At 47.8% G+C, this 12,570-nt stretch carries 10 protein-coding genes; 8 read left to right on the top strand and 2 right to left on the bottom strand.

Annotated elements, in window-relative coordinates; translation table 11 throughout:
- Nucleotides 1–3: 3 nt before the first annotated feature.
- Together recQ and IPL35_17315 are read right to left on the bottom strand one after the other, a co-directional pair.
- Nucleotides 4–2,214: a DNA helicase RecQ gene (gene recQ, locus IPL35_17320; GenBank protein ID MBK8445046.1), complete on the bottom strand. Its 2,211-nt coding sequence runs from the start codon at nt 2,212–2,214 to the stop codon at nt 4–6.
- Nucleotides 2,215–2,274: 60 nt separating this feature from the next.
- Nucleotides 2,275–3,171, bottom strand: coding sequence for a hypothetical protein (locus IPL35_17315; GenBank protein MBK8445045.1), 897 nt, complete (start codon nt 3,169–3,171; stop codon nt 2,275–2,277).
- A 101-nt stretch (nt 3,172–3,272) separates the two neighbouring features.
- Between IPL35_17315 and IPL35_17310 the strand changes: the two genes are divergently transcribed.
- The 8 genes from IPL35_17310 to IPL35_17275 all read left to right on the top strand — a co-directional run bounded on the left by IPL35_17310 (nt 3,273) and on the right by IPL35_17275 (nt 11,458).
- Complete coding sequence (locus tag IPL35_17310; protein MBK8445044.1) at nt 3,273–3,917, top strand: 4'-phosphopantetheinyl transferase superfamily protein; 645 nt, start codon at nt 3,273–3,275, stop codon at nt 3,915–3,917.
- Between the two features lie 307 nt (nt 3,918–4,224).
- Complete coding sequence (locus IPL35_17305; GenBank protein MBK8445043.1) at nt 4,225–6,138, top strand: hypothetical protein; 1,914 nt, start codon at nt 4,225–4,227, stop codon at nt 6,136–6,138.
- Nucleotides 6,035–6,556, top strand: a complete 522-nt coding sequence (locus IPL35_17300) for a hypothetical protein (protein ID MBK8445042.1) — start codon at nt 6,035–6,037, stop codon at nt 6,554–6,556. Before IPL35_17305 ends, IPL35_17300 begins: the two co-directional genes overlap by 104 nt.
- 249 nt (nt 6,557–6,805) lie before the next feature.
- Nucleotides 6,806–7,717, top strand: a complete 912-nt coding sequence (locus IPL35_17295; protein ID MBK8445041.1) for a hypothetical protein — start codon at nt 6,806–6,808, stop codon at nt 7,715–7,717.
- Nucleotides 7,653–8,075, top strand: coding sequence for a hypothetical protein (locus IPL35_17290; protein MBK8445040.1), 423 nt, complete (start codon nt 7,653–7,655; stop codon nt 8,073–8,075). The genes IPL35_17295 and IPL35_17290 overlap by 65 nt, the downstream gene beginning before the upstream one ends.
- Entirely contained in the window at nt 8,006–8,548 is a 543-nt protein-coding gene (locus IPL35_17285) for a hypothetical protein (GenBank protein MBK8445039.1), read from the top strand. Before IPL35_17290 ends, IPL35_17285 begins: the two co-directional genes overlap by 70 nt.
- On the top strand, nt 8,532–8,915 hold the full coding sequence (locus tag IPL35_17280) for a hypothetical protein (protein MBK8445038.1): 384 nt from the start codon (nt 8,532–8,534) through the stop codon (nt 8,913–8,915). The genes IPL35_17285 and IPL35_17280 overlap by 17 nt, the downstream gene beginning before the upstream one ends.
- Nucleotides 8,916–9,016: 101 nt before the next feature.
- Nucleotides 9,017–11,458, top strand: a complete 2,442-nt coding sequence (locus IPL35_17275) for a hypothetical protein (GenBank protein MBK8445037.1) — start codon at nt 9,017–9,019, stop codon at nt 11,456–11,458.
- Nucleotides 11,459–12,570 lie beyond the last annotated feature (1,112 nt).

The raw sequence follows: 12,570 nt of genomic DNA, 5'->3' as shown, positions 1-12,570 counted from the left end.
CTTTCAAATAAAGGGCAAGTGCTTTTTTGTATAAATAGAGATTGCTCTAATTTTTGTTTTCGTTGTATAGAAAAGTCCAATCGAAGTTTGATACATTAAAGCCCAGCGAATTTGCTCGTAAGTACAGGTTTCGTTGAGGTGTTTAAAAATAGCGGTGCTGCCTCCTTCTGCACCCACCTCCCGAATTGCCCGCTGAATGGTATTTAATATGTTTTTGGGTACAATTCGTTCAATGTCTATGGCTGCTCCTTGTCGGTAGAGTTCCAATAAATGAGTGTGTACGGTGTTTTCTGTGATGTTGCGCTCGCGGGCAATATCCGCCACATTCTTTCCGCTTTGAAACATCGTGAGGCTGATGGTTTTGGTATTTACCCCCAAAGCGGCAGTATTGTTTTTTTTGTTGGCTTGATAAATAAACTGTAAAATTTCTTGGATAAAAATGTCGCCGTACAGCTCTAATTTGCGCTCGCCCACGCCCGAAATCAAGCGCATATCGGCAAGCGAGAGGGGTTTTTCGGCAGCCATTTCCATCAGCGTGGCATCTGAAAATACCAAATAAGGCGCAATGTTCGCTTCATCGGCTACTTGTTTGCGCAGTGTGCGCAGTGCCTCGAAGAGTTCGTCGCGCACTTTTTGGCGCGGAGCTTTGGCGGCGGGTTTTGCCTCTTCCAATTCCCACGATTTGCGCCAGTCGGCGGGCGATACCAACTGCACTTTTTCTCCTTCAAACAAAACTTTTTTGCTCAACTCGGTAATTTTGAGATAATTATGGTCTTCGTAAGCAATGCGCAATAAGCCCAAATGTATGAGCTGCTGAAGATATACTTGCCAGTCGGCGGCGGTGGCATCGCGCCCTGCACCGTAGGTTTTCAGCAAATGAAACCCTTTTTCCAACAATTCCTGCTTTACCGAAGCCCTCAAAATATCAATTACCATCTGCAAAGTGGCTTGCTCGCGGCTGCGTGCCACCACCGACAATGCTTTTTGTGCCTGTATCGTTCCATCAGTATAGTGCGGCGGATTGCGGCATACATCGCAATTACCACAGTTTTTTTCGTAAGGCTCATCAAAATAATGCAATAAAATTTTGCGGCGGCACATCTGCGCTTCGGCGTATTGTTGCATGCGCTCCAATTTGGCTAATTGTATTTCTTGCTGCCCGCTTTCTGCCGCAAAGTTGCGCAACTTTATCACATCGCCGTAGCTGTAAAACAACAAAGTATCCGAAGGCAAGCCGTCTCTTCCGGCACGTCCTATTTCCTGATAATAGCCTTCCATATTCTTGGGCATATTATAATGCGCCACAAAACGCACATTGGATTTGTCGATGCCCATACCAAAAGCAATGGTGGCGCAAATAATGGGAATATTGTCGTTGATAAAATTTTCCTGTACCCAATTGCGCTCATCTGTGGGCATACCTGCGTGGTAGTGAGCAGCGCGATAACCGTTTTTGCGCAATTTTTCGGCGATGTCTTCGGTGCTGTTGCGGCTGAGGCAATAGATAATGCCGCTTTGTTTATTCCTTTTTTCCAAAAAAGACAGCAGCATCGCCATACGGTTTTGTGCGGGCAATACGGTGAGGCTCAAATTGGGGCGGTCAAAAGAGGCGATAAAAACGGCGGGTTCTTGCATACATAACTGCGCCATAATGTCGGTGCGGGTGAGGCGGTCGGCGGTGGCGGTGAGTGCCATCAGCGGTGTGTTGGAAAAACGTTCTTTGAGCGAGCGCAACTGCGTATATTCCGGTCTGAAATCGTGTCCCCACGCCGATATGCAATGCGCTTCGTCAATCGCAAAAAAGCTGATTTTTATTTTGTTGAGCCAAACCAAAAAAGCCTCCGAGAGCAACTTTTCGGGCGATACATACAATAATTTAATATCACCTTCCAAAATGCGCTGCTCAATGCTCTGCTGTTCGTCCAATTGTTGGGTACTGTTCAAAAAAGCAGCCCCTACGCCGTTGGCTATCAAGCCTTCTACCTGATCTTTCATCAGGGCAATGAGCGGCGACACCACTACTGCCAATCCTTCGGAAATGAGTGCCGGAATCTGAAAACACAGCGACTTGCCGCCGCCGGTGGGCATCAGTACCAACACATCGCGCTGTTGCAGGGCGGCAGTGATAATTTCTGCCTGCAAAGGACGAAATTGCTCGTAGCCGAAATATTTTTTCATAGCGGCTTGCGCCGATTCTAAAGAAATTTCTTGCATCATAAACACAAAAATACAACAAATGAACCGCACAATAAAATACCTAAAAATACAAGCACATCATTGTACGACATACTGGATAATGTGGCGGTCGTCCGAAGCTGACAATAAAGTATGTTCATCGAGCCACAGCAGACGATTTACGGAATGAAGATGCGCCTGCGGGTCTTTGCTAATGTCCATTACTTTGAGCAGTTCAAAGTTGTCGACACTCCACAATTTGATGCTTTTGTCGCGCGAAGCAGTGGCAAATACGCGCTGCGAAGGCGATACCGCAATATCGTTGATGGTGAATAAATGAGCAGGTATTACATGGTCTAATTGCCAGTCGGTGTCGCTTCTCCGCCATACGGATAAGCGGGCATCTTTGGAGCCTAACAACAAAATGCGCTGCTGGTGCAGCAGTGCGGCACAAAATACCGAGTCTTGATGAAAAAGAAGTACTTGTTTGGTTTCAAAGGTGCTGTCGTCCAAAATATAGACTTTGCTGTCGCTGCAAGTTACTATCCATTCTTTGTGGACGGTATCGCGTAAAATAGATCTGATGCTTTTTGTACTCAGCGATATAGTGCGTAATATTTGTAAATTTTCGGCATCTAAAATCTGTATTTTTCCATTGTAATTTCCCGTAATAATTTGATTATCAATATATTGAACAATATAGATGCTGCCCGAAAAATACGGTATTTGATGCTCTGATTTTAGCTGCGTCAATGATATTCCGTAAAGTGTACCCGCTAAGGTGCCTATCCAAAGTTGGTGGCGGTGGCGAGCAATAGATAAAATGGCGGAAGGTACTTGCACTTTTAGCAAGCCCGTTTCGGGGGAGTTGGTATTCCATTGTACTACTGCGCCGTTGCCGTCGGCTGCCAAAAAAGTATTCTCGTCAAGGGGCAGTAATGAAAAAATGGCACCACGATGCCCTTTGAATACCTGACTGATTTGGAAGTGTAACATCTGATGGAAATAAAATTTTAAAAAATGCGCTGATAATAAATCTACAATATTTTGTCATATTTGTTTGTTGTCTCTATCTACAAACATATAGTTATTGTATTATGCCTTTGCAAAAAATAATATATTTTCCTGATGATATATTGCTCGCTTTTTGGGAAATAAGCGAAAATATTGAGCAATTATGGAATTTGCTGCCCGTTTCAGAGGCGGCAACGCATACGCTGAAACAGGAAATTGCCTCTTTTCACCCAAAACGTCAGCGCGAAATAATAGCGGCACATGGTTTGTTGTATTATATTTTGAATAAAAAATTTTACCGCATACAACATAATGAGCAGCAAAAGCCTCTTATAAAAGAACTAAATGATATGCATATTTCTGTGAGCCATACCGATAGTTGTGTAGTGGTAGCGTTGGCAAAAAATAGGGTAGTGGGTGTAGATGCAGAGCAGATTTCGGAGCAGGCGTGGCGAGTGCGGGAGCGTTTTATGAATGAGGCAGAGTTGCAATGGGCAGGTAATGACATAAAAAAATGCACTTTGCTTTGGAGTATTAAAGAAAGTGCCTACAAATGGCAGCAGCGACAAGGACTGAATTTTAAAAAAGACATACAGGTTCAGTTACATTATTCACATTTAACGGCGCAGGAATATTATACTGTTTATTTGGAAAAAGATGCCTTGTATTTAACCGTAAAATATACTTTTGATAATTTAAGTTTTGTATATACATTGTGTTACAAATGATTTATTTTTTTTATGTTTATAAAAAAAATAATTAAAAAATTAACAGAAAAATATTTGTTTATTTAAAAAATATCTATATTTCGGCGAACAAAAATATTATATTATTATAGAATACACTTTTACTTAAGCTTTCTTTTAATTTACCTTTACCATTTTTTGTAAAGCCATTGTTTGAATGGTTTTGCAAGTGCTTTGCTTTTTCAAATTTTTATTATCCTTTGGTTTTCTTCAATGCTTTTTGAAGAAAAATTATTCATTTTTAATTTAAACCCTAAAGGATTGTTTCAAAATAAAATTTGAAAAAGTTATGAATAGATTTTACGCATGTTTGTTTATTTGCTTATTTTTTTGCAAAATTAAGATAGTCGCTCAGAACTGTGCGGGGACAATTTGTACATCTTGTAATACTTCCGCCGTCATTACGGCTGCTACAAATGCGAACATTATAGATAATACAGCAACAGGAAGTGCACCTAATTTGATGGTGAGTGCCATAGGTCCAGGTGAAGTGAGTATAGATCTTACATTTGATTTTGACTGGGATCAAGGCACAACAGTCAATTGGTTGCACGGGGTGTCTTTCAATGCTGGTCCTGGTTGGACGGCTACGCAAGCTAGTGTGCCACCTGGTTTTATGTTTATGCCTAATGGTGTAATAGGCGCGTGTTCAGGAGTTTCTTATGGAGCGGGGTATTACTATGATACTTCAGGAAATGATAATAGTAGTGTACCTGGAGGGTGTGATGATGGTGATACTTATAATGAACCTAACCCTCAAAATTCTAATCCTGGTAACAATTGGGGATATGATTGTGGATATTTTGTGCATCCGGCAGATGAAGGATTTTTTCCATTTTGTTCTTCTTTAAATTGTAACACTGACGAAACATATAATTCTGGAAATTGCACTTGTGTTCAAGACACTCCTTGTGATTTCACCTTTAGCTTTCACTTAGAATATTGTCCTACTAATCCTGTGCAAAGTAATTTTATGGAAACTATTAGCTTTACTGCAACTGCTGATGGTAATTCAGGGGGATGGTATCAGTTTGATTCTAATTGCGATGCTACTACGAACTTTACAGTTACTATCTTAAATGCTTTTTCTACTTCTACTTGCCCTTGTAATCAGCCTCAGCCCGATTTGGTAGCCAGCCCGCCGGCAGCTATCTGTTCAGGTACAAGTGTTAATTTAGCAAACTATATCACTGATGCTAATAATACTTCGGGTACTTATACTTACCATACCAGCAATCCGCCTACTGCCGGTAATCAAATAGCAAGTTCAGTAGTAACACCAACCGTCACTACCACTTATTATGTGAAAAAAACTGCGAGTGGTTGTACCGATGTAGTACCTATCACAATTACAGTAAATCCCAAACCTGTAGCTACAGACCCCGCAGATGTAAGTGCTTGCGCAGGAGCTTTGGTGAATATGCCGGTATTTAGCAGCGCACCGGCGGGTGCTACTTTTACTTGGATTAATACGAATACAGCTACGGGTATTGCTTCCAGCGGTTCAGGAAATATCGCAGATTATACAGCACCCAACGTATCTACTGCACAAACGTCCAATATTATTATCACCCCCACATTAAATGGTTGTGCAGGTAATTCTGTGGCATTCACGGTTACAATTAATCCTAAACCAACGGTTGTCGATCCGGCTGATGTTACGGCTTGTGCCGGTACTACAGTAAATATGCCTGTATTTAGTGGAACACCTGCTAATGCTACATTTTCATGGACAAATAATAATGTTAATACAGGAATAGGAGCGAGTGGCACTGGAAATATTGCAGATTATACAGGTCCTAATGTAGCTACTACGCAGACGAGTGTAATTACAGTTACCCCCAACCTTCCTGGAGGTGGGTGTCCGGGTAATCCTATTGGTTTTTTGGTAACCGTTAATGCAAAAGTCACCCCTACGTTCAGTCCAATAGCAGCGATCTGTTCGGGCGGCTCCTTCACTTTGCCATCAAGTTCAACGAACAGTCCACCGATACCGGGTAGTTGGAGTCCTGCGGTGAATACTACGGCAACGACAACCTATACATTCACCCCTGCTGCGGGGCAATGTGCAAATACAGCGACATTGACAGTGACGGTGAATGCCGAAAGTAACGCCTACATTCAGTCCGATAGCGGCAATTTGCTCAGGCGGCTCCTTCACTTTGCCATCAAGTTCAACGAACAGTCCACCGATACCGGGTAGTTGGAGTCCTGCGGTGAACACTACAGCTACAACGACTTACACCTTTACCCCGAGTGCGGGACAATGTGCGAATACGGCAACCTTGACGGTGACAGTGAACCCGAAAGTAACCCCTACGTTCAGTCCGATAGCGGCAATTTGCTCGGGCGGCTCCTTCACCCTGCCGTCGAGTTCAACGAACAGTCCACCGATACCGGGTACTTGGAGTCCTGCGGTGAACACTACAGCGACAACAACTTACACCTTTACCCCGAGTGCGGGACAATGTGCAAATACGGCAACTTTAACGGTGACAGTGAACCCGAAAGTAACCCCGACATTCTCACCGATAGCGGCGATTTGCTCAGGCGGCTCCTTCACTTTGCCATCAAGTTCAACGAACAGTCCGCGATGCCAGGTAGTTGGAGTCCTGCGGTGAACACTACAGCGACAACAACTTACACCTTTACCCAGAGTGCGGGACAATGTGCAAATACGGCAACCTTGACGGTGACAGTGAACCCGAAAGTAACCCCTACGTTCAGTCCGATAGCGGCAATTTGCTCAGGCGGCTCCTTCACTTTGCCATCAAGTTCAACGAACAGTCCACCGATACCGGGTACTTGGAGTCCTGCGGTGAACACTACAGCGACAACAACCTATACCTTTCCCCCGGGTGCGGGACAATGTGCAAATACAGCGACCTTTGACGGTGACAGTGAATGCCCCTGTAACGCCTACATTCAGTCCGATCGCGGCGATTTGCTCAGGCGGCTCCTTCACCTTGCCGTCAAGTTCAACGAACAGTCCTGCGATACCGGGTAGTTGGAGTCCTGCGGTGAACACTACGGCAACGACAACCTATACGTTCACCCCTGCTGCGGGGCAATGTGCAAATACAGCAACCTTGACGGTGACGGTGAATGCCCCTGTCACCCCTACATTCAGTCCGATAGCGGCAATTTGTTCGGGCGGCTCCTTCACTTTGCCATCAAGTTCAACGAACAGTCCCGCAATACCGGGTACTTGGAGTCCTGCGGTAAACAATACAGCAACGACAACCTATACATTCACGCCTGCTGCGGGGCAATGTGCAAATACAGCAACCTTGACGGTGACAGTGAATGCCCCTGTTACGCCTACGTTCAGTCCGATTGCGGCGATTTGTTCGGGCGGCTCCTTCACCTTGCCGTCGAGTTCCACGAACAGTCCACCGATACCGGGTGGTTGGACTCCTGCGGTGAACACTACTGCGACCACAACCTATACTTTCACCCCCTGCTGCGGGGCAATGTGCAAATACAGCAACCTTGACGGTGACGGTGAATGCCCCTGTGACTCCTACATTCAGTCCGATAGCGGCGATCTGTTCGGGCGGCTCCTTCACTTTGCCATCAAGTTCAACGAACAGTCCACCGATACCGGGTACTTGGAGTCCTGCGGTGAACACTACAGCTACAACGACTTACACCTTTACCCCGAGTGCGGGACAATGTGCGAATACGGCAACCTTGACGGTGACGGTGAATGCCCCTGTGACCCCTACATTCAGTCCGATAGCGGCAATTTGTTCGGGCGGCTGCTTTACCTTGCCGTCTAGTTCAACGAACAGTCCCATAGGTGGTAGTTGGAGTCCTGCGGTAAACAATACAGCAACGACAACCTATACATTCACGCCTGCTGCGGGGCAATGTGCAAATACGGCGACCTTGACAGTGACGGTGAATGCCCCTGTCACCCCTACATTCAGTCCGATAGCGGCAATTTGTTCAGGCGGCTCCTTCACTTTGCCATCAAGTTCAACGATCAGTCCGATAGGTGGTAGTTGGAGTCCTGCGGTGAACACTACAGCGACGACAACTTATACCTTTACCCCTGGTGCGGGACAATGTGCGAATACAGCGACCATGACGGTGACGGTGAATGCCCCTGTCACCCTCCTACATTCACTCCGATAGCGGCAATTTGTTCGGGCGGCACCATTACTTTGCCATCGAGTTCAACGAACAGTCATAGTCGGCAGTTGGAGTCCTGCGGTAAACAATACAGCAACGACAACCTATACATTCACGCCTGCTGCGGGACAATGCGCGAATACGGCGACCTTGACGGTGACAGTGAACCCGAAAGTAACCCCGACATTCACACCGGTCGCGGCGATCTGTTCGGGTGGCTCCTTCACCTTACCGGCGAGTTCAACGAAGTCAGTATAGGGCAGTTGGAGTCCTGCGGTAAACAATACAGCAACAACGACTTATACCTTTACCCCGGTGCGGGGCAATGTGCGACTACAGCGACCTTGACGGTGACGGTGAATGCCCCTGTTACCCCTACATTCAGCCCGATAGCGGCGATTTGTTCGGGCGGCTCCTTACCTTACCGTCAAGCTCAACAAACAGTCCAGATAGGGGTAGTTGGAGTCCTGCGGTGAACACTACGGCGACGACGACTTATACCTTTACCCCTGGTGCGGGGCAATGTGCAAATACAGCGACCATGACGGTGACGGTGAACCCCAAAGTTACCCCTACGTTCAGTCCGATTGCGGCGATTTGCTCAGGCGGCTAATTACTTTGCCGTCGAGTTCAACGAACAGTCCACGATGGCAGTTGGAGTCCTGCGGTGAACACTACAGCGACGACAACCTATACATTCACGCCTGCTGCGGGGCAATGTGCAAATACGGCGACCTTGACAGTGACGGTGAATGCCCCTGTCACCCCTACATTCAGTCCGATAGCGGCAATTTGTTCGGGCGGCTGCATTACCTTGCCATCGAGTTCAACAAACAGTCCTAGGTGCCGGTTGGAGTCCTGCGGTAAACAATACCGCAACGACGACCTATACCTTTACGCCTGCTGCGGGACAATGCGCGAATACGGCGACCTTGACGGTGACAGTGAACCCGAAAGTAACCCCGACATTCACACCGGTCGCGGCGATCTGTTCGGGTGGCTCCTTCACCTTACCGTCGAGTTCAACGAACAGTCCACCGATATCGGGTACTTGGAGTCCTGCGGTAAACAATACAGCTACAACGACTTATACCTTTACCCCAAGTGCGGGGCAATGTGCAAATACAGCAACCTTGACGGTGACGGTGAATGCCCCTGTCACCCCTACGTTCAGTCCGATAGCGGCAATTTGCTCAGGCGGCTCCTTCACTTTGCCATCAAGCTCAACGAACAGTCCACCGATACCGGGTACTTGGAGTCCTGCGGTGAACACTACGGCAACGACAACCTATACGTTCACCCCTGCTGCGGGGCAATGTGCGACCACAGCGACGATGACGGTGACGGTGAATGCCCCTGTTACGCCAACGTTCACACCGATAGCAGCGATTTGTTCGGGTGGCAGCATTACTTTACCTGCTACCTCAACGAACAGCATAGGTGGCAGTTGGAGTCCTGCGGTGAACAATACAGCGACGACAACCTATACATTCACCCCGAGTGCAGGACAATGCGCGACTACGGCAACCTTGACGGTGAATGTAAACAATGCAACGACTCCTACATTCACACCGATCGCGGCGATCTGTTCGGGGGGCAGCATTACCTTACCTGCTACCTCAACGAACAGCATAGGGGGTACTTGGAGTCCTGCGGTGAACAATACAGCGACGACAACCTATACCTTCACCCCGAGTGCGGGACAATGTGCGACTACGGCGACTTTGACGGTGACTGTGAATAATCAGACGACTCCGATATTCTCACCGATTGCGGCGATTTGTTCAGGCGGTTCATTTACCTTGCCGACGAGTTCTACCAATAGTATTAATGGCAGTTGGAGTCCTGCGGTGAACAATACAGCTACGACGACTTATACCTTCACCCCGAGTGCGGGACAATGCGCGACTACGGCGACCTTGACGGTGAATGTAAATAATCAGACACTCCCGACGTTCAGTCCGATCGCGGCGATCTGTTCGGGGGGCAGCATTACCTTACCTGCTACCTCAACGAATAGTATAGGTGGCAGTTGGAGTCCTGCGGTGAACACTACGGCAACAACGACTTATACCTTTACACCGAGTGCGGGGCAATGTGCGAGTACAGCGACCTTGACGGTGAATGTGAATGCCCCTGTCACTCCTACGTTCAGTCCGATCGCGGCGATTTGTTCAGGCGGTTCATTTACCTTGCCGACGACCTCAACAAATAGTATAGGCGGCAGTTGGAGTCCTGCGGTGAACAATACGGCGACCACGACTTATACATTCACCCCAAGTGCGGGACAATGTGCGACTACGGCGACTTTGACGGTGAATGTAAATAATCAGACACTCCCGACGTTCAGTCCGATCGCGGCGATCTGTTCGGGTGGTAGTATCACCTTACCTGCTACCTCAACGAATAGCATAGGAGGCAGTTGGAGTCCTGCGGTGAACAACACGGCTACGACGACTTACACCTTTACACCGAGTGCGGGACAATGCGCGAGTACGGCGACCTTGACGGTGAATGTAAACAATCAAACGACTCCTACATTCAGTCCGATTGCTGCGATTTGTTCGGGCGGTAGTATTACTTTACCGACGACCTCAACAAACAGCATAGGCGGTACTTGGAGTCCTGCGGTGAACAATACCGCTACGACGACTTATACCTTTACCCCGAGTGCAGGACAATGTGCGACTACGGCAACCTTGACGGTGAATATAAATAATCAGACGATTCCGACGTTTTCACCGATCGCGGCGATCTGTTCGGGTGGTAGTATCACCTTACCTGCTACCTCAACGAATAGCATAGGAGGCAGTTGGAGTCCTGCGGTGAACAACACTGCTACAACGACTTATACCTTTACCCCAAGTGCGGGACAATGTGCGACCACAGCGACCTTGACGGTGACGGTGAATAATCAGACAACCCCTACGTTCAGTCCGATCGCAGCAATTTGTTCGGGTGGTAGTATTACTTTACCGACGACCTCAACAAACAGCATAGGCGGTACTTGGAGTCCTGCGGTGAACAATACCGCTACAACGACTTATACCTTCACCCCAAGTGCGGGACAATGTGCGACCACAGCAACGATGACGGTGAATGTAAATAATCAGACACTCCCGGCGTTTTCACCGATTGCGGCGATTTGTTCGGGCGGCAGCATTACCTTACCTACGACCTCAACGAATAGTATAGGCGGGCAGTTGGAGTCCTGCGGTGAACAATACAGCTACGACAACCTATACCTTCACCCCAAGTGCGGGACAATGTGCGAGTACAGCGACTTTGACGGTGACAGTGAATGCCCCTGTCACACCTACGTTCAGTCCGATCGCTGCGATTTGTTCAGGCGGTTCATTTACCTTGCCGACGAGTTCAACAAATAGTATTAAGGGCAGTTGGAGTCCTGCGGTAAATAACACGGCTACAACGACTTATACATTCACCCCAAGTGCGGGACAATGTGCGACTACGGCGACTTTGACGGTGAATGTAAATAATCAGACACTCCCGACGTTCAGTCCGATCGCGGCGATCTGTTCGGGTGGTAGTATCACCTTACCTGCTACCTCAACGAACAGCATAGGAGGCAGTTGGAGTCCTGCGGTGAACAACACGGCTACAACGATTTATACCTTCACCCCAAGTGCGGGACAATGTGCGAATACGGCGACCTTGACGGTGACAGTGAATGCCCCTGTCACCCCTACGTTCAGTCCGATCGCGGCGATTTGTTCAGGCGGTTCATTTACCTTGCCGACGAGTTCTACCAATAGTATTAATGGCAGTTGGAGTCCTGCGGTGAACAATACAGCGACGACAACCTATACATTCACCCCGAGTGCGGGACAATGTGCGAATACAGCGACCTTGACGGTGACAGTGAACAATGCAACGACCCCTACATTCAGTCCGATCGCGGCGATTTGTTCGGGTGGTAGTATCACCTTACCTGCTACCTCAACGAATAGTATAGGTGGTAGTTGGAGTCCTGCGGTGAACAATACGGCTACAACGACTTATACCTTCACCCCAAGTGCGGGACAATGTGCGACCACAGCGACTTTGACGGTGACGGTGAACAATGAAACGACCCCTACGTTTTCAGTCCGATAGCGGCGATTTGTTCGGGTGGTAGTATTACTTTACCTACGACCTCAACAAACAGTATCGGAGGCAGTTGGAGTCCTGCGGTGAACAATACGGCTACAACGACTTATACCTTCACCCCAAGTGCGGGACAATGTGCGACCACAGCAACTTTGACGGTGACTGTAAACAATGCAACAACCCCTACGTTCAGTCCGATCGCGGCGATTTGTTCGGGTGGTAGTATCACCTTACCTGCTACCTCAACAAACAGCATAGGGGGTAGTTGGAGTCCTGCGGTGAACAATACGGCTACAACGACTTATACCTTTACCCCGAGTGCGGGACAATGTGCGACCACAGCGACCTTGACGGTGACGGTGAACAATCAGACGACCCCTACATTCAG

The organism is Sphingobacteriales bacterium, from assembly GCA_016711285.1.
GTDB lineage: Bacteria > Bacteroidota > Bacteroidia > Chitinophagales > UBA2359 > JADJTG01.
The sequence above is the reverse complement of the archived record's forward strand: the minus strand, read 5'-3'. Positions and strand labels throughout refer to the sequence as shown.

Coding starts and splice junctions, on each gene's coding strand:
- IPL35_17300 (MBK8445042.1), top strand. CDS start 6,035: ATGCCGAAAGTAACGCCTACATTCAGTCCGATAGCGGCAATTTGCTCA.
- IPL35_17315 (MBK8445045.1), bottom strand. CDS start 3,171: ATGTTACACTTCCAAATCAGTCAGGTATTCAAAGGGCATCGTGGTGCC.
- recQ (MBK8445046.1), bottom strand. CDS start 2,214: ATGCAAGAAATTTCTTTAGAATCGGCGCAAGCCGCTATGAAAAAATAT.
- IPL35_17285 (MBK8445039.1), top strand. CDS start 8,006: ATGTGCGAATACAGCGACCATGACGGTGACGGTGAATGCCCCTGTCAC.
- IPL35_17310 (MBK8445044.1), top strand. CDS start 3,273: ATGCCTTTGCAAAAAATAATATATTTTCCTGATGATATATTGCTCGCT.
- IPL35_17305 (MBK8445043.1), top strand. CDS start 4,225: ATGAATAGATTTTACGCATGTTTGTTTATTTGCTTATTTTTTTGCAAA.